Origin of the sequence: Variovorax rhizosphaerae, from assembly GCF_037889975.1 — a bacterium.
GTDB lineage: Bacteria > Pseudomonadota > Gammaproteobacteria > Burkholderiales > Burkholderiaceae_C > Variovorax > Variovorax rhizosphaerae.
Genome location: NZ_JBBKZT010000033.1, coordinates 29,035 through 47,145 on the forward strand (window position 1 = coordinate 29,035; position 18,111 = coordinate 47,145).

Consider the following 18,111-nt stretch of genomic DNA (forward strand, 5'->3'; position numbering starts at 1 on the left):
GCCGTGTATATCTCTTCGATTGAATCTGCAGCCGTTGGCATGGTCCCGCAAGCGCGCATGACGGCGTGGGAACCCGACACGATCACCATCCGCGGCGTGCGCCTGCCAGTTTCCGACCTGGTAAACCGGTCCTTCTTCGAACCCACGCAGATCGAAGCCTTGCGTGCCCGCCTGCAAGCCGGCCAGCCGTTTCCCCACCTGGTCGTCAAGGACCTGTTCAATCCTCAACTCCTGGAACTGGTGACGGAGGAGTTCGACCAGAGCCAGTGGATCGACGTGAGGAGCAAGTACGAGTCGACGCGCCGCACGGCCCTGGGCGCACATCTGGGCCCGGCGTCGCAGTTGTATTTCGACCTGGTCAACTCGGGCTGGTTCACCGAGTGGCTATCGGCCGTGATCGGTGTGCCCTACCTGTTGCCGGACCCCAAGCTGTTCGGCGGCGGCCTGCATGAAAGCAAGCCGGGTGCGACCTTTGCGGTGCATCGCGACTTCAATCTGCATCGGCACCTGGGCCTGAAGAACGAGATGGTGTTCATCACCTACCTCAACAAGGGCTGGCAGCCCGAATGGGGTGCATCGCTCGAACTGTGGAACGCCACCAAGGACAAGTGCGTGACCAAGGTGCTGCCGGAGTTTGGCTACACGTTGCTGATGCCGCACGGCCCGGCCAGCTTTCATGGCCACCCGGACCCGATGAACCCGCCGGACGGCCGTCCGCGCCGCTCGATCGCCGCTTACTACTACACCAGCCCCAACGCCGGCAAGACGCGCGAAGACCAGGTGTCATCGATCTTCATCAAGATCAGCCCACTCGACAAGCTCAAGCGCGTCGCGCAGATGATTTCACCGCCCCTGCTCTGGTCGGCGGCGCGCAAGCTGATCAAGCGATAGCCCCATGATCGCCGGTTGGCATGCCTCGCGGTTGCGAAGCATGCTGTCAGAATCGGGCGGATGCATAGGGTGGCACCCTTCAATACGCCGGCCTTGTGGCCGGCGTTGTTTTTGACGATCACCCTCCTTCTGCAAGGGTGCAGTTTGCTGCCGAACCAAAAGCAGGATGCGCCGGCCTCGGTGTCCAGGCCGGTCGCGGAGGCCGACAAGGACGACGCCGGCAGCGGGCCGAAGAAGGCGGCGCGCGATGCGTTCAGCATCGAGGTCGAGGCACCGGAACGGGTGCGCGACTACCTGATCCGCCACTTGGAGCTTCAGCGCTACCGACAGATCGACGACCTCGGTGCCGTCGAGTTGTCGCGCCTGATGGTCGCGGCCGAGACCAATGCCCGCGAGTTGCTGGGCACCCTCGGCTACTTCACGCCCACCATCACGCTTGAATTGAAGGAAACCCCCGAGGCTGCGGCCCCGCGCGAGGTGAAGGTGACGGTGGAGCCGGGCGAACCGACGCTGGTGTCCCTGGTCGAGGTCAACTTCAGCGGCGCGGTGGCCGAAGATGCGGCCGGCGAGGCGCAGCGCAATGCCGTGCGCGCCGGCTGGTCGCTGCGGCCCAGCCTGCCCTTCAGCCAGGAGGGTTGGGAGAACGCCAAGGCGGGCGGACTGCGCACGCTGACGGCCAAGCGCTACCCCACTGCCAGCGTGAAGAGCAGCCGGGCCGACATCGATGCCGACACCGCCCGCGCCCAGTTGCGGGTGGCTTATGAATCCGGGCCGGCCTTTCGCTTCGGGCCGATGCTGGTGCGCGGCAGCGACCGCTACAGTCCCCTCAATGCCCTGCGTATCGCGCGGCTGCCCGCGGGCGAAGACTACGACCAACAGCAGTTGCTCGATGCCCAGCAGCGCCTGGCCAGCAGCGGCTACTACGACTCGGTGTTCCTGACGCTGGACACCGAGGGCACCGACCCGCAGGCCGTGCCGGTGATCGCGCAGGTGCGCGACGCGCCGCTGCAGAAGGTGGTGCTCGGCGTGGGCTTCACCACCGACAACGGCGCGCGCGTGAGCCTCGACCACACCCACAACCAGATGCCCGTGCTGGGCTGGCGCTCCGTATCCAGGCTGCAGTTCGACCAGAAGACGCAACTCGTCAACACGCAGTGGACCGACGTTCCCGGCGAAAGAGGCTGGCGCTGGTTTACCGGCGCCCAGCTCAAGCGCGATACCTCCGGCGACTACGAGGTCAACAGCGCTCGCCTGCGTGGCGGCATGAGCACCAGCACCGATCACATCGACCGCAGCTATTTCCTGCAGTACGACAACGCGCAGAACAAGGGCGTCGGCGCGCCGCCATCGGCCTCGGCGTTGACGCTCAACTGGGGCTGGACGGGACGCTACTTCAACAATCCCGCGCAGCCGACGGCCGGCTACGGCGTGGCGGTCGAACTGGGCGCCGGCTACACGCTGACTGGCGAGCGCCTGCCCTTCCTGCGCAGCTACGGGCGCTGGCTGGGCGTCTTTCCGCTGGACTGGACGGACACCGGCGCGGCCCGGCGCAGCCGCATCGCGCTGCGTGCCGAAGCCGGCGCCGTCACAGCGAGCGACCGGGCACTCATCCCCACCACGCTCGAATTCCTGACCGGCGGCGACAACACCGTGCGCGGCTACAGCTACCAGCAGATCGGCGTGACCAATGCCATCGGCCAGACCGTGCAGGGCCGCTACCTCGGCGTGGCCAGCGTCGAATGGCAGCGCCCGTTCGTCTACAAGGGGCAACTCACCGACTGGGAGAGCGTCGTTTTCGTCGATGCCGGGTCGGTGGCGGACAAGGCCCGGCAGCTCCGAGCCAAGGTGGGCGTGGGGGCGGGCGCGCGCTGGAAGAGCCCGGTCGGGCCGGTACAGATCGACTTGGCCTACGGTGTCGATGTCCACAAGTTCCGGGTGCACATTCGGCTGGGCTTCAACTTTTGAGCACCCTCACGAAATGTCTTCGACACTCCTGCCCACAAGGGTCAAGCCAAGTCGCGGCGCCGCATCGGCTTGAGAACGCGTGATGACAGACGAAACGCCTTCGATGCCACCGCCGCCGGCATCCGCCGTCAAGCCGCCACGCTCGCGCACGCGGCGTGCGTTGCGCGGCCTCGCATGGCTCACGGGCGGCACGGTGGCGCTGCTGCTGGCGTTGGCGCTCGGCGCCTGGTGGTGGATCGGCTCCGATCAATCGCTCGCATTCACGCTGTCGCGGGCGGCGCGCTACCTGCCGGCGGGGCAGGCGCTGGAGTCGCGCGAGGTCAGCGGGTCGCTCCGCACGGGCGGGCACATCGGCTTCCTGCGCTGGCAGAGCGAGACGCTGGCCGTCGAGGTGCACGAGGCGACGATCGGCTGGAGCCTGCAGCCCTTGCTGAAACGCCAGGTCAAGCTCGGCGAGGTGCATGCGGAACGCGTCACCATCGAGCGCCTCGGCCCGCCGGATGACAAGCCCGTGGAGCCGCTCGAGCAACTGGCCCTTCCGGTCGAGATCGACCTGCCCTTCCGCATCGATGCGCTGCACTGGGGCGGCCCGCCGCCGCTGGACATCGGCCAGTTGGCCGGCCACTACCAGTACAAGGCGGACCATCACGAACTGCAGCTCGACGGCGTCGACATTGCCGACGGCCACTACAGCGGCAAGCTGCGGCTGCAGGGCCCGGCGCCGATGGCGATCGAGGCCGAGCTGGAAGGCAAGGTGCGTGCGCCGCTGGACAAGGAGCGCAACATCGACGTGCTGGCGAACGCGAGCGTCAAGGGCACGCTGGCCGGGCGCGATGCACGGCTCGCGATCGAGGCGCGGTTGAAGCCGGCCGAGGCGGATGCGGACACGCCGATGAATGCCCAGGTCACGGCCCATCTCGCTCCTTGGCAGCCGCAGCCCGTGCTTGACGCCCAGGTCGACCTGGAGAACGTCGACCTGGCGCACCTGTGGCCGCAGGCACCCGCGACGCTGCTCAGCGGCCAGGTGACGGCCGGGCCCGAGGCCACGGGCTGGCAGGGCAAGGCCGACCTGCGCAACGCCCGGCCCGGCCCTTGGGACGAGGGCAAGCTGCCGGTGGAGCGGGTCGAGGCCAGTGCGCACTTCGACGGCACGAACTGGGACGTGCCGCAAGCCACGATCCAGGCCGGCGGCGGCCGCATCAGCGCGGAAGGCCGCTGGAGCCCCGCGCCGTCGCCCTGGACCGCCAAGGCCACGGTGGAGAACGTGCAACCGGGCCTGTTGCACAGCCAGCTGGCCGGCGCGCCGGTGGACGGCCGCGCCAGCGTCGAGCAGCGCGGCGAGGCCCTGCTGTTCGATGTGGCGGTGGATGCCAAGGGCGGCGCCGGGGCGGTCGGCCTGGAAGGCCTGCGCCTCGACCATGCCGCCGCACAAGGCCAGTGGCTCAACGAAGTGCTGGACCTTCGCTCGCTGCACCTGGAGGCACTGCGCGCGCGCCTGGACGGCAAGCTGCAGGTGCGGATCGCCGAGCAGGCGGCCAGCGGCAATCTCAACCTGGTGGTGCCGGGAGGGCATGCGCAGGTCGAGGGGCGCGTGGCGCCGGCGCAGGGCGGCGTCCAACTCAAGGCCACCGTGGACGACGCGACAGTGCTGCAGCGGTGGATCGAGCAATTGCCCGGCCAGTCCCAGGCGTTTGCGGGCCACGTGCTGGTCGGCGCTGCGCAGCTCGACGCACGCTGGCAAGGCGGCTGGCAGGCGATCCAGCGGCGGCTGCAGGATGTGCGGCAACCCGCGGCGCGGGGCGCGGAACCCACGCTGCAGGCCACGCTTTCGGCGCCGCGGTTGGACATCAAGCTGCCGCCGGCTGCGGGCACCGCCACTACCGCCGCCACCGCCACCGCCACCGCCACCGCCACCGCCACCGCCACCGCCACAGGCACAGGCACAGGCACAGGCACAGGCACAGGCACAGGCACAGGCACAGGCACAGGCACAGGCACGGGCACGGGCACGAGCACTGGCAAACGCACAGCCGCAAGCGCAACCGCAACCGCGAGCCAGGTGCCAGCCGCTCATGCCATCGAGGCCGCGCAGACGCTGCGCTTGCGCAACCTGCGCGCCGAGATCGACGGCGGCATCGCGCAGGCCAAGCTCTCGCTGCGCGGCGAAGGCACACTCGGCACGCGCAGGCTCACGCTCGACACCCAGGCCAGCGGCGGCCTGCAGCGCGCCGACCAGTGGCAGGCCGCGCTCGACAGCCTCAAGCTGCAAGTGCAGGACAGCACCCGGCCAGGCCCGTGGACGCTGGAACTTGCCCGCGCGGTCAATGCCACGCTGCGCACCGGCAAGGGCGGGAGGCTGGACGTGGAAGCCTCGGCGGCCGGCGTGACAGTTCGCGGACCGGTGCCAGGCACGGTGCGGATCGACTGGCAACCCGTGCGCTGGAGCCAGATGGGCGAGCCGCCCAAGCGCGTCTACCGACTGCAATCGAAAGGCACGCTGAAAGGCTTTCCGATGGCCTGGGCCCAGGCGCTCGGGCCTGGCACGCTGGCCGACATGGGCGTCAGCGGTGACCTGGTGTTCGACGGCGACTGGGACATCGACGCGGGCGACACGCTGCGCGCCCATGCCCGCATCGCACGGCAGAGCGGCGACATCCGCGTGCAGGCCGGCGAGGCCGCGCTGGTGCGGCGCATTCGCAGCACCGGCACCGGCACGCCCGGCGAGATCACGACCGACGCGGCGTCCGCCGGCGCGGGCACGCCGGCCGGCTTGCGCAAGGCGGAACTCAATTTCGACGCGCAGGGCGATGCCGTCAAGGCCGACCTGGCCTGGGAAAGCGAGCGCGGCGGCCAGATCAGCGCCGAGGCCAGCACGCGCGTACAGCAGCGCGATGGCGGCTGGCTGTGGGCCGATGATGCGCCGCTGGCCGGCAAGCTCAAGGCGCGCCTGCCCAACCTGGGTGTGTGGTCGATGCTGGCGCCGCCGGGCTGGCGCATCGGGGGCACGCTGGACGCCGATGCCACGCTGTCCGGCAACCGGGCCGCGCCGCGCTGGAACGGCACGCTGGGCGCCGACCAGCTTGCGCTGCGCGCGCAGGTCGAAGGGCTGGACCTGCGTGACGGCCAGTTGCGCGCCGTGCTCAATGGCGACCGGCTGGAGGTGAGCGAGTTCACGCTGCGCGGCGGCGCGGCCAGCAGCACGCGTATCGCCGGCCAGAGCGGCAACCTCAGCACCGCGAAGAGCGAGGCCGCGAAAAGCGGTGGCACGCTGTCGGTGAAGGGCACGGCCAGCTGGGGCGGCGCCACGACCACGACCACGACCACGACCACGACCACGACCTCGACCTCGACCTCGACCTCGACCTCGCCCGCAGCAAGCGGCATCCGCATGAACATGGAAGGCCAATTGCGCGAGCTGCGGCTGCTGGTGCGCAGCGACCGGCAGGTGACCTTGTCGGGCGACGTGCAGGCCCGGCTCGATGCAGGACGGATCACCGTGCGCGGCGACCTGAAGACAGACCGCGCCGTGATCATCTTGCCCGACGAGACGGCACCGAGCCTCGGCAGCGACGTGTTCGTGCATTCCGCCGCGCGGGATCGCGAGGCCGCCGCGGCCGCCGCGAAGACAGCGCCCACCAGCGCCGCGCAGCCGCAGTCCCCCGGCGACGACTCGCTCCCGGCCGCCGCGCAAACGAAGAAGCCGCCCGACATCGAGATCGGCTTCGACCTGGGCAAGGACTTCGCGGTGCAGGGCCGCGGCATCACCACGCGCCTGGAAGGCAAGCTCGACATCAAGAGCGCCGGCATGGGCACGCCGCCGCGCATCACGGGCGAGGTGCGCACGGTGCAGGGCCGGTACCGCGCCTATGGCCAGCAGCTCGACGTGGAGACCGGCGTCGCGCGCTTCAGCGGGCCTTTCGACAACCCGGGCCTGGACATCCTGGCGATCCGGCCGAACATCTCGCAGCGCGCCGGCGTGCACATCACGGGAACCGCGCAGTCGCCACGCGTGAAGCTGTACTCGGAGCCCGCGTTGACGGATGCCGAGACGCTGTCATGGGTCATGCTGGGCCGCGCCTCCGCGTCGAACGGTGGCGAGGCGGTGGTGATGCAGCAGGCGGCGCTGGCGCTGCTGGGCAAGCTGGGCGGCAATTCCGGCGGCGGCAACTTCGCGAGCCGATTCGGCCTCGACGAGATCGGCTTCAAGGGGCCCAGTTCAGGTGGCGACCTCAACGAATCGGCGATCACGCTGGGCAAGCGGCTGTCGAAGGATTTCTACGTGACCTACGAACGCAGCCTCGCGGGGACGGTGGGGACGCTGTACATCTTCTATGACCTGACACAGCGGTTGACCTTGCGCGGGCAGGCGGGGGAGCACAACGGCGGCGACTTGATCTACACGATCAAGTTCAACTGAGCCAAGGCTGCCGAAAGCGGACTTGGCCGGACGCAGAGGATGCGAAGGTTCCGCGAAGGTCGCGAAAGAAAAAACCGAAGCAGGCCGGGCGACCGGCGAAGAGTGACCCGATGAGTCGAGTTCACAGACCGCGATGCGGCGTGCCGTAGGGGGGTCTGGTCCAGCGGGTCGGCAGCAACCTTCTTGAATTCTTCGCGTCCTTCGCATTCCTTCGCATCCGGCCAGGTCCGATCCCGCATTCATCCCGCACCGGCGCCCCACCCCATGCGCATGGCACCGCCTCAAGCAAAGGGAATAGCCCTCTCACTATTTCTCGATTGCCGCTGCGCACGACGGCGGATTCAATGGCGGCACCTGATCAAAGTCACCAGGGGCAAGTTTCAGAACAGCGGTGACGAATCAATATCCACAAGGAGACAAACATGCCCATCGCCCGTCGTCAATTCCTCCAGCTCGCCGCCGCAGGCCTTCCTGTGTTCCACGCGGCCAGTGCCCGTGCTGCGCTTTCGCTGCCCACGAACATGCGCATCATCTGCCCCTACCCGGCAGGCGACGCCAGCGATGCGTTCTGCCGCGCCGTGAGTGAATCGCTGCGTGCCGACTTCGGCCGCACGGTCCTGGTCGACAACAAGCCGGGCGGCCTGGGCCTGATCGGACTGACCGACCTGGCGCGCTCGCCGCGCGATGGTTCGACCATTGCCTTCATCGGCTCCCAGCACGTCACGCTGCAGACGTTGCAGAAGAAGTTCGACCTGTTGAAGAACATGTCGCCGATCACGCGCATCAACTACGGTCCGATGTGCATCTGCGTGCCCGCCAACTCGCCGTACAAGACGATCGAACAACTGCTCAAGGCGATGGTCGACAAGCCGGGGACGATCACCTACGGGTCCGGCGGCATCGGGACGCCGGCGCACCTCGGACTCGAAGTCCTCAAGGGCAAGGTTCCGGGGCTGAGCGCGGTGCATGTGCCGTTCAAGGCGGCGAGCGAATCCCTGCAGGCCGTCATGGCCGGACAGCTCGATTGCGCGATGGCCATCACCGCGACCGCGTTCCCTCTCGCCATGGACAAGCGCATTCGCGTCCTGGCCGTGACCGGCAACAAGCGCACGACGGCGCTGCCGGACGTGCCCACGATGACCGAGAAGGCCGTGCCCGGTTTCGTCTGGACCTGGTGGGGCGGCTTTGCAGCGCCTCCCGGCACGCCGGCGCCCGTGCTCGAAGAACTGCGCGTTGCCCTCGTGGCGGCCATCGAGAAGCCCGAGATGCGCAAGCTGCTGGACCTGTCCTCCAGCGAAGTCGCGCCCAGCAAGACCTCGGCGCAATTCGTCCAGGAACTGCAGCAGGAGATCGACACCCAGACGCTGCTGATCAAGCAGAACAACATCACGATGGATTCGTGATCCCCGGGGCCGGGCCGCGTCCGGCCCATCCTGCGCGGGGGATCACGTCGGTGCGGCAAGACCGCATCGGCCTGGGAGGCCGCCGCGCCTGAAGTCATTCCTGAATCGTTCAAAGCCTTCCATGAAACAACCAAACATCATCCTGATCCTTGTCGACGACATGGGCTTCTCCGACATGGGCTTCATGGGCTCGGAGATCCGCACGCCGAACATCGACAAGCTGGCCTCCAACGGCATCACGCTCACCTCGATGTACAACTGCGCGCGCTGCTGTCCGACTCGCGCCTCCCTGCTCACCGGCCTGTATCCGCACAAGGCCGGCATCGGCTGGATGGCGGTGGACTTCGGCCTGCCGGGCTACCAGGGCAAGCTGCGCAATGACAGCGTGACCATCGCGGAGGCGCTCAAGCCGGCCGGCTACCGGACGCTGATGGCGGGCAAGTGGCATGTGGGCGGCGACTTCGATCCGCGCCAGACCGACCTGTGGACCTTCGGCGATGTGGAGCATCCGACGCCGCGCCAGCGCGGCTTCGACCGCTTCTATGGATGCCTGGACGGTGCCACGAGCTTCTTCGCGCCGCATCACCTGATGGACGACGATGAACGCGTCCATGTGGAGACGGATGACTTCTACCTGACCGACGCCATCAGCGACAAGGCCTGCGGGATGATCGAGGAGTCGGTCGGCGACGACAAGCCCTTCTTCCTCTACCTGGCCTACACCGCGCCGCACTGGCCCCTGCATGCGCCGCCGGAAGACATCGCACGCTACGAGAACGCCTACCGCGGCGGCTGGGATGCGTTACGCGGCTCACGGCACGAATCGATGATTGCCACCGGTGCCCTGCAGAACCCGTGGTCGCTGAGCCCGCGCGACAAGGCCGCGCCGGCATGGCAGGAGGCACCCCATCACGACTGGGAGGCGCAGCGCATGGCGGTCTATGCGGCGATGGTCGACCGCATGGACCAGGGCGTGGGCAGGATCATGGGCACGCTGGAGCGCCTGAACGTCAAGGACGACACGCTGGTGCTGTTCCTGTCCGACAACGGCGGCTGCGCCGAGCCCTTGTGCGAAGACGGCTGGTGCAAGGCATTTCCCTCGACCTTGCCCGATGGCCGCGCGATCGACTCCGGCAACCGGACCGACCTGCGGCCGGGCGGGGCCACGACCTTCATGAGCTATGACCTGCCGTGGTCCAACGTGTCGAACGCGCCGTTCCGCCAGCACAAGCACTACGTCCATGAAGGCGGCATCTCCACGCCGCTGGTGGCGCACTGGCCGGCAGGGATCGAGGCGCGCGGCTTCGTGCACCAGCCCTTCCATGTCGTCGACGTGTTGCCCACGCTGCTGCAGGCGGCCGGGGTCGCCTATCCCACGGAATACGCGGGCCAGGCGATCCAGAAGGTCGATGGCGAGAGCTTTGTGCCGCTGTTCAAGCAGCCGTCGCATCAGCGCAGCGCGCCCATCTACTGGGAGCACGAGGGCAACGACGCGGTGCGCATGGGCGACTGGAAGCTGGTGCGCCAGTACGGCCAGGACTGGGAGCTCTACAACATGGTGGACGATCGCACCGAGCTCAACGACCTGTCGGGCAAGTCGCGCCAGATGCGCGAACAGATGGCAGGGATGCATGCGCACTGGGCCACTCAGGTCGGCGCACGGCCGTGGGACGAACTGATTGCGCGAGCCCGCAGCCGCTACGCGGAACAGAAACCCTGAGGTGCCGAATAGGTGTGACAGATTTCGTAGCGGGGGCGCCAGCCGGGAGGCCGCTTCGCGCAGCGGCGCCGCACTCCAGTGCGGTGACAACGACGTTGCGGCGAGGCTGACAACTCGGCGGAGCGCCTGTCATTCCGGAGCCAACACCGCAGACCCGAGATCGGCGGCCGCAGTAGAAAGATTCACACCTTCTGCCGGGTGACTACGCGCTGGCACACATCACGAAACTCGCGTGCCGGCGCGAATTCCAGCAGGCTGCCACGGCACACCATGCCCGTGCTGTAGCGCGAGAACACGTCCTGCAGCGGCACCCTGACAACCCCCTTGGCCGCCAGCACCGACGCCATGGCATCGCTGACCACCGCCAGGTGGTCGCCATGCACGACCACCTCGCCCAGTGCGCTGGCCGTCGGCACACTCAGTTCGAGGCCCTGCGCGTGCTCACCGCTCAGGCCCAGGTCGTGATCGATGAGCTGCACCAATCGATCGTTCAGCGAGAAGCCGATCCAGGGGTATGCGCGCATGTCATGGAGGGTCAGCGCGCGCTTGCCGAGAACCGGGTGCGAAGGCCTCGCGAAGAAGCCGAGCGACATGTCGAGCATCGGCAGTGCCTGCAGAAGCTCGTCGTCCATCGTCGTCGGCAGGACGCCCAGGTAGATGTCGAGATGGCCCTCCCGGATCTGGTTCAACGCCTCAGCACACGAACCCACCGAAACGGTGACGCGGATGCCTGGCTGAAGGCGCAGGAAAGTGGGCAGGATTTCGGGCAGGAAAGCTTCGTTCCAGACCGGTCCGACGCAAACCTTCAGATGACCCTTCAGGCGCTGCGTGACCGCATCGAGTTCCCACTGCGTGATGTCCAGCTCCTTGCCGAGCACGCGCGCGCGTTGCCGCAGCACGTGGGCCCATGGCGTCGGCATCAGGCCTTTTGAAGTCCGGTCGAACAGTTGCAGGCCGGCAAGATGCTCGAACTGATGCAGCGACTTGGACAAGGCGGCCTGCGAAAGCCCCACCTCGCTGGCGGCCGCGCGCAGGCTTCCCGCGTCATAGACGGCGTTGAAGTGCGCCAGGTGGCGGGACAGGATGAAGCGCATGGGCGCGATTGTTTTCTGGAAGCAGGCGTCTCGTCTATCGCCCGCCCACGCCCTGCAACGCACTTGCTTTCGCGATCTCGGACTCGACGGGCCAATCCACCACGCCGGTAGCCGCGGCCCAATCGACGTAGTGGGCGACCAGCGCCTTCAACTTGTCGGCATGCTGTTGCGAGACGTCGCAAGTCTCCGTGCGGTCGACGACCATGTCGTACAGCTCCCAGTCGCCCGGGTATTTCCGCACGGCCTTCCATCGGCCGATGCGGACAGCGCAGTTGCCCTCGTGCTCCAGGCACAGCGGCTTGTCGCGCTCGAACCGGTCGCCCTGGAGCGCGGCCGCAAAGCTCTCTCCTTCGACGGATTGAATGCCCTTGTCGCCGCGCGACATCGACGCCGTCGCGCCCGCCAGGTCCGCAAAGGTCGGCAGGAGGTCCTGCACATGCACCACGCTGTCGTCGATGCGCGCTGCCTTGACGATGGCGGGCCAGGAGACGACGAGCGGCGTGGCGATGCCGCCTTCATGGACGTAGTGCTTGTAGAGGCGAAACGGGGTGTTCGATGCGTTCGCCCACGGCAGGCCATAGCTCATGAACGTGTCTTCCGGTCCGGGCACGATATCCATCTCGTTGCCCACCCGGGTCGGACGGCCATCGCGGGTCGGCACGCTGTAGCGGACGAACCAGCCGTCTTCCTTCAGGTACTCCGCGCAGCCGCCGTTGTCGCTGAGGAACATGACGATGGTGTTGTCGCGCACGCCGAGGCGGTCCAGCGTCTCGAGCATGCTGCCGATGCCGCGGTCCATGCAGGTGATCTGGGCCGCATAGACGGCCATCCGCTGCGCCTCCCATTGGCGGGTCGCTTCGTCCAAGGATTCCCACGGCGGCGCGTACTCGTCGCGCTCGGTGATGGTCCACTCGCGCGAGACGATGCCGAGGTCCTGCATCTTCCGGTGCCGCTGCGCGCGTATCGCATCCCAGCCGCACAGGTAGCGATCCTTGTAGCGCGCGATGTCCGCGGGATGCGCGTGCAGCGGCCAATGGGGCGCGGTGTAGCAGACGTGCGTGAAGAAGGGCTTCCCTTCCGCGACCGCATCTTCCATCATGCCGATCGCCTTGGCGCTGATGGCATCGGTGTAGTAGTAGTTGGCGCCCTCGGGCTCGACGAACTGGTCCTGCTCCATCAGGTTGAAGGGATTGAAGAAGCTGCCGGCACCGGCCATGGTGCCGTAGAAGCGATCGAAGCCGCGCTGCAAGGGATGCGGATAGCCGGGCTTGCCCACCTTGGCGACCTTGTCCGCCAACGGCGTGCTCGGTCCGCCAACCGCCCAGTTCACATGCCACTTGCCGGACAAGCCGGTGTGGTAGCCGGCCTGCTTGAGCAACTCTCCGATGGTCTGCGTGTCTTCGCGCAGATAGCCTTGATAGGCCGGTCCCACGCCGAGGTCCTCGACCATGTGGCCGACACCCGCGCGATGCGGACTCAAGCCAGTGAGGAGCGAGGCGCGCGTGGGGCAGCAACGCGAGGTGTTGTACATCTGCGTGAAGCGCAGGCCACTGGCCGCGAGTCGATCCAGATGCGGCGTCTCGATCTCCGATCCGTAGCAGCCGATGTCCGAGAAGCCGAGGTCATCGGCAAGGACGAGCAGGATGTTGGGGCGCTGTTTATCGGTGCTCATGTCTTCATTCAAGTCGGATGTTGTTGCTGGCGATGAACTTCGCATTGCGCTCGTGTTCGGTGGCGATCCATTTCTTCGCGTCGCTCGCCGACATCCAGCGCGGCGACAGGCCAAGGTCTTTCAGCTTGTCCTGCAGCGAGGTGTCGCTCAAGGCCTGCTTCATGCGCTCGCTGGCCTTGTCCTTGTCCGCTGCCGGCGCCTTGGCCGACATCATCAGGAAGTAGGCGCCTTCGCCACGGAAGCCTTTCAAGCCGGCTTCGGCGATGGTCGGCACGCCGGGCGCCAGTGGCAGCCGCGTGTCGCTCGCGACGGCCAGTGCGCGCAACTTGCCCGACTTGACGAGGCTGGCGACGCCGGAGACGAGGACGAAGGCAGCATCCACCCGTCCGCCGATGAGATCCGTGAGCGCGGGTGCAATCCCCTTGTACGGCACATGCATCGGCGTGAAGCCTGCCGCTTCGGCGAACAGCCCCATCGTCAGATGGCCGCTGGAGCCGATGCCGCCGGAGGCGAAGCTCACACTGCCGGCCTTGGCTGCATCGACCAGATCCTTCATGGTCTTCCAGGGCGCATCGGCCCTGACCACCAGCACCGTCGGCTGCAGGAGCAGTCCGGCCACCGGTTCGATGTCGCGTTCGATGTCGAAGGCCTTTTCCTTGGGATACAGCAAGGGATTGACCGTGAGCAGCGTTCCATCCGCGACCATCCAGGCCTTGGCATCGGAGGCCACGCCGCGCGCCGCGATCATGCCGTTCGCTCCGGCCCGGTTGTCGATGACGAAGGTCTCGCCTTGCGACTGGAACTTGCCGATCACGATGCGGGCAATGAGATCGGACGGCCCGCCCGGCGGCGCCGGAACGACCACTTGCGTGACGGCGGGTGCCTGTGCGCCGCAAAGGACGGACGACATGGAGAGGGCGAGGGTCGCCAGCAGTTTCTTGAGCATGTTGAAAGCATCCTTTGGGCCGCCTTGAGCTGGGGCCCTCAGGAAATTCTAATAACTAACTAGATACTTACAACAGGGTTTGACCCTAGGCTCACTCCTTCCCTGATCAAGGCTGCGAAAGGCGGACTTGACCGGACGCAGAGGACGCGAACGCGAAGGTACCGCGAAGGACGCGAAGGAAAACCGAAGAAATGCTCCTTCGAACTCTTCGCGACATTCGCGACCTCCGCGTACGGCCCAATCCGATCCCGCGTCACCCGCCCCAACGAATGCGGGGCGCCAACTTCCGCGCGATCAGCCCAGCGTGCCAGCCACGCCTTCCACCAGGTAGTCCATCTTCTCGAGCACCGGGTCGTAGAGCCCGTAGCCCTTGTCGAGCACGACCTTGCCGGTGTTGCTCTTCACCGGGCCGGTGTAGATCGGCTTGCCGGCCTTCAGGTCGGCGATCGCCTGCGTCGCGGCATTGCGTGCCTTGTCGCTCGCACCAGCGCCGAAGGGCGTGCTCAGCACCATGTCCTTGTCGTAGCCGCCGAAGAACTGGTTGGGCAGCTTCTTGCCTTCGGAGATCGCGACGGCGAAGGTCTTGTAGACCGTTTCCCACTTGTTCTCGGCGCCGGTGATGAAGCCCTTGGGCGCGAGCTGGGCCTGCGAGGCGTTGTGGCCCAGCGTCTTCACACCCGCTTTCTCGGCCGTCTCGATGATGACCTTCGGGCTGTCGACGTGGCAGGCGATCACGTCGTTGCCGGCGGAGATCAGCGCATTGCAGGCCTCGGCCTCGCGCACCGGCATCGACCAGTCGCCGGTGAACACCAGTTGCACCACCGCGTTCGGGTTGACCTTGCGCACGCCCATGGTGAAGGTGTTGATGTTGCGCAGCACGATGGCGATCGGCTTGGCGGCGATGAAGCCGATCTTGTTCGACTTGGTCGACAGGCCGGCGGCGATGCCGTTGATGTAGTGGGCCTGGTCGAGGTAGCAGAAGTAGCCGCCGAGGTTCATCGGATGCTTGTCGGCCGACCACAGCGAAGTCGGATGGCGGAACTCGACCTTGAGGTACTTCTTCGACATGTCGACCATGAAGGGGTCGAAGTAACCGAAAGAGGTCGGGAAGATCAGCGAGGCGCCGTCGCTCTGGATCATGCCTTCCATGGTCTTGCGCACGGCCACGGTTTCGGGGACGTTTTCTTCCTCGACGACCTTGACGCCGGGCACTGACTTCAGCGCCTTGGCAGCCACCGCATGGGCCTGGTTCCAGCCATAGTCGTCGCGCGGGCCGACGTAGATGAGGCCGACGGTGACGCCCTTGCCTTGGGCCTGTGCAGCCGTTGCACCAAGGATGGCGGGCGCGATCGCCGTGCCGGCGAGCGTGCTGCCGACGGCGGAACTCAAGGTGGTGCCCAGGAAGCGGCGGCGGTTCCAGTTGGTGGTGTTCGACATTTGCAGATTCCTTTGGTGGTCGAGTTGGGAGAGCAGGGGGAAATCGTTGTGGGAAAGCGCGATGCGTCAGGCCGACTTGCGGCGACGCCTTGTTGTTGTTATCGGGGTGATGGCGGCGGTGCCCGCGCTGTAGCGGCCGAGGATGCTGCCGAGGTCTTCATCGACCGGCTTCTTCTCGGGCATCAGCGCGCGCTCCTGCACGCCGTTCAAGTGCGTGACCATGAGGCGCACGGCCGTCTTCTCGTCGCCGCGGCGGAAGGACTCGATCAGCGTGCGGTGTTCGTCGATGCCGCACTGCGACGAATGCGGGTTGCCGTAGATGGCCAGGATCAGCGAGCAGCGCGAGACCAGCTCCGAAAGGTAGCGCTCGATCACCGGGTTGCCGCTCAGTTGCGCGAGCTTGATGTGGAACTCGCCCGCGAGGCGTGCGCAGACGGTCGGCGGCAGGTCGCGCGCTGCTTCTTCCTCGCTGCGCACATGGCCTTCGAGCACCGCGCCCATCGCGGGCGTCCAGTTCTTGATGACGAGGCGCACCACCTCGCGCTCCAGGCAGGCGCGCGCCTCGAACACGCTCTGCGCCTCGGCGCGCGAAGGCTGCGCCACCGTGGCTGTGCGCTTGCGGCCGGCTTCGACCAGGCCTTCGGCGGCGAGGCGTGCGAGGGCCTCGCGGATCAGCGTGCGGCTCACGTTCAAGTGCGTGCCCAGCACGTCCTCCGGCAGTCGGGTGCCCGGCGTGAGGGCTTGCTCGATCACCGCATGCTTGATCGCCAGGTAGGCGGCGTCGGCCTTTCTCGGTTCGGTCATGGTGTACAGCGCAGGTATTCCTGAAGTTGCGACCATGTATGCGAAAAGCGGGCCAGCTCCGAATCGTGCCAAAGCACGCTTCCCGCACCGGATTGGCGCACCGGAGCCCCGTCTAGGCCGACGACTTGCACCGACTCGGGTATGCGGCGCGCCCAACCGATTGGCCAAGATCTTGCATACCTGCACACACTCATCAGGTACACCAAACAGGAGTTGAAATGACCTCGCAGACGCTCAGGCTGAGCCTGAACCAGCAGCAATCCGAACTGATCGACCGGTGCATCGCGCTCGGTGATGCGGCCGACATCCAATCACTGGCGCAGCGCGCGATTCGCGAATGGAAAGACGGCGTGCCATCGGCGAAACCCGCGCCCGCAGGCAAGCCCGACGTGTCGTCGTTCTCGACGAAGCGCACGCTCCTGACCTCGCATGTGATCCAGCCCGGCACCGGCAAGGCCTTCGAGGTACTGAAAGGCCAGGTCATCCGCATCGAGCAGGTAGAGGGCGGCCAGTGCGCCGACTTCAACTGCTTCAACCTGCACGACTACAAGGAGTTCATGCACGTCGGACGCACGCGCACCGTGCATGGACTCAACCCCGGTCCCGGCGACTACCTGTGGTCGGCGCCCCCGCGCGAGCGCGCGATGATGTACGTGCTGGCCGACACGGTGCGTGCCAATGACGTGATGTTCCCGCGTTGTAGCGCCAACCTCTACGAGTCGGCCTACGGCTTCCGCAAGCACACCAATTGCCACGACATCCAGTCGGAAGCACAGCGCGAATACGGTCTCACGCCCGACGACGTGCACGACTCCTTCAACCTCTTCATGGTGACGGAGATCGTCGGCGACCGCGGCCGCATCGAGCGCCAGACTTCCAAGGCCGGCGACTACGTCGAGTTCCTCGCGCTGATGGACGTGCTGGCCGTGCCCAACGTCTGCGGCGCCGACATCATGCGCACCAGCAACTTCTCGCTGAAGCCGCTGAAGATCGAGATCTACGACGCCTCCGAGGCCGACCTAGCGGTCGTGCCCGCCCTTGCCGAGTACGACACGCAACGCACGCCGGCGCAGTTCAGGCAGCCGACCATCAAGGCCGACCGGCCGCTGCAGCGCGATGAGCGCTATGTGCCGCAGTTCACCAACACGCCGATCGTCGAGCGGGATGTGGAGGTGCAGTTGAGTGATGCCGAAGTCGAGACGCTGGCGTCGTTTGGCTTGCACCAGTACTACGGGAGCAACCGGGGCGCGATGCTGCGGGACGTGGTGTTCAGTTGGTGGGAGAAGCGCTACCTGGGTTGAAGGTGCGAGTCTTTCTACTGCGGACGTCGATCTCGGGTCTGCGGTGCTGGCTCCGGCGTGACAAGCGCTTCGCGCAGTCGTCAGCCTCGCCGCAACTTCGTTGTCACCGTACAGGCGCACGGTTCCGCTGCGCGAACCGGCCTCCCGGCTGCCGCCCTCGCTGCGAAATCCTCGCACCTTCAGAGCGTGCGCGCGGTGAACGACAAAACGCCCTCCGCTAATCCGGAGGGCGTCTTGTCTTGGATGGCCGGGTCATCGTTCCCGGCCATGGCGCAGGCCACGTGTCCTGCCTGACTCTCTCTCCCGCTGGGAGAGGGCTGGGTGAGGGCACCGGCCCGTCGTCTCGACGCAGCCTGCGCAAGTTGCGCAGCCCTCAGCCTCGGACGCTTCAGCCCTTGCGAGCAGCGCGCGCCGGCTTGGCGATCACAGCCACTTCGGTCATTTCTTCCGCGACCGTCGCA

11 protein-coding genes are annotated in these 18,111 nt (G+C 66.9%); 6 read left to right on the forward strand and 5 right to left on the reverse strand.

The window, feature by feature from the left end; translation table 11 throughout:
* Positions 1–39 precede the first annotated feature (39 nt).
* The 5 genes from WKW82_RS36695 to WKW82_RS36715 all read left to right on the forward strand — a co-directional run bounded on the left by WKW82_RS36695 (position 40) and on the right by WKW82_RS36715 (position 10,396).
* Positions 40–891, forward strand: a complete 852-nt coding sequence (locus WKW82_RS36695; protein ID WP_340348127.1) for a 2OG-Fe(II) oxygenase — start codon at positions 40–42, stop codon at positions 889–891.
* A 60-nt stretch (positions 892–951) separates the two neighbouring features.
* Entirely contained in the window at positions 952–2,856 is a 1,905-nt protein-coding gene (locus WKW82_RS36700; RefSeq protein ID WP_340348128.1) for an autotransporter assembly complex protein TamA, read from the forward strand.
* 82 nt (positions 2,857–2,938) lie between these two features.
* On the forward strand, positions 2,939–7,273 hold the full coding sequence (locus tag WKW82_RS36705) for a translocation/assembly module TamB domain-containing protein (protein ID WP_340348129.1): 4,335 nt from the start codon (positions 2,939–2,941) through the stop codon (positions 7,271–7,273).
* A gap of 422 nt (positions 7,274–7,695) precedes the next feature.
* A complete protein-coding gene (locus tag WKW82_RS36710; protein ID WP_340348130.1) occupies positions 7,696–8,676 on the forward strand; it encodes a Bug family tripartite tricarboxylate transporter substrate binding protein in 981 nt (326 codons plus the stop codon).
* A gap of 121 nt (positions 8,677–8,797) precedes the next feature.
* On the forward strand, positions 8,798–10,396 hold the full coding sequence (locus WKW82_RS36715; protein WP_340348131.1) for an arylsulfatase: 1,599 nt from the start codon (positions 8,798–8,800) through the stop codon (positions 10,394–10,396).
* Positions 10,397–10,578: 182 nt separating this feature from the next.
* Here WKW82_RS36715 and WKW82_RS36720 read toward each other — a convergent pair whose 3' ends face one another.
* From WKW82_RS36720 to WKW82_RS36740, 5 genes are all read right to left on the reverse strand, one after another.
* Positions 10,579–11,490: a LysR family transcriptional regulator gene (locus tag WKW82_RS36720; RefSeq protein WP_340348132.1), complete on the reverse strand. Its 912-nt coding sequence runs from the start codon at positions 11,488–11,490 to the stop codon at positions 10,579–10,581.
* 34 nt (positions 11,491–11,524) lie between these two features.
* Positions 11,525–13,162 (reverse strand): arylsulfatase, encoded by a 1,638-nt coding sequence (locus WKW82_RS36725; protein WP_340348133.1) that lies wholly within the window; start codon positions 13,160–13,162, stop codon positions 11,525–11,527.
* A gap of 4 nt (positions 13,163–13,166) precedes the next feature.
* On the reverse strand, positions 13,167–14,108 hold the full coding sequence (locus tag WKW82_RS36730; protein WP_340348134.1) for a Bug family tripartite tricarboxylate transporter substrate binding protein: 942 nt from the start codon (positions 14,106–14,108) through the stop codon (positions 13,167–13,169).
* 294 nt (positions 14,109–14,402) lie between these two features.
* Positions 14,403–15,545, reverse strand: a complete 1,143-nt coding sequence (locus WKW82_RS36735; protein ID WP_340348135.1) for a BMP family ABC transporter substrate-binding protein — start codon at positions 15,543–15,545, stop codon at positions 14,403–14,405.
* Positions 15,546–15,611: 66 nt separating this feature from the next.
* Complete coding sequence (locus tag WKW82_RS36740) at positions 15,612–16,349, reverse strand: GntR family transcriptional regulator (protein ID WP_340348136.1); 738 nt, start codon at positions 16,347–16,349, stop codon at positions 15,612–15,614.
* Between the two features lie 218 nt (positions 16,350–16,567).
* Here WKW82_RS36740 and WKW82_RS36745 point away from each other — a divergent pair, with 218 nt between their 5' ends.
* Positions 16,568–17,650, forward strand: coding sequence for a DUF1989 domain-containing protein (locus WKW82_RS36745; protein ID WP_340348137.1), 1,083 nt, complete (start codon positions 16,568–16,570; stop codon positions 17,648–17,650).
* Positions 17,651–18,111: the final 461 nt, after the last annotated feature.

Coding starts and splice junctions, on each gene's coding strand:
- WKW82_RS36735 (WP_340348135.1), bottom strand. CDS start 15,545: ATGTCGAACACCACCAACTGGAACCGCCGCCGCTTCCTGGGCACCACC.
- WKW82_RS36740 (WP_340348136.1), bottom strand. CDS start 16,349: ATGACCGAACCGAGAAAGGCCGACGCCGCCTACCTGGCGATCAAGCAT.
- WKW82_RS36730 (WP_340348134.1), bottom strand. CDS start 14,108: ATGCTCAAGAAACTGCTGGCGACCCTCGCCCTCTCCATGTCGTCCGTC.
- WKW82_RS36710 (WP_340348130.1), top strand. CDS start 7,696: ATGCCCATCGCCCGTCGTCAATTCCTCCAGCTCGCCGCCGCAGGCCTT.
- WKW82_RS36720 (WP_340348132.1), bottom strand. CDS start 11,490: ATGCGCTTCATCCTGTCCCGCCACCTGGCGCACTTCAACGCCGTCTAT.
- WKW82_RS36695 (WP_340348127.1), top strand. CDS start 40: ATGGTCCCGCAAGCGCGCATGACGGCGTGGGAACCCGACACGATCACC.
- WKW82_RS36715 (WP_340348131.1), top strand. CDS start 8,798: ATGAAACAACCAAACATCATCCTGATCCTTGTCGACGACATGGGCTTC.
- WKW82_RS36700 (WP_340348128.1), top strand. CDS start 952: ATGCATAGGGTGGCACCCTTCAATACGCCGGCCTTGTGGCCGGCGTTG.
- WKW82_RS36745 (WP_340348137.1), top strand. CDS start 16,568: ATGACCTCGCAGACGCTCAGGCTGAGCCTGAACCAGCAGCAATCCGAA.
- WKW82_RS36705 (WP_340348129.1), top strand. CDS start 2,939: ATGACAGACGAAACGCCTTCGATGCCACCGCCGCCGGCATCCGCCGTC.
- WKW82_RS36725 (WP_340348133.1), bottom strand. CDS start 13,162: ATGAGCACCGATAAACAGCGCCCCAACATCCTGCTCGTCCTTGCCGAT.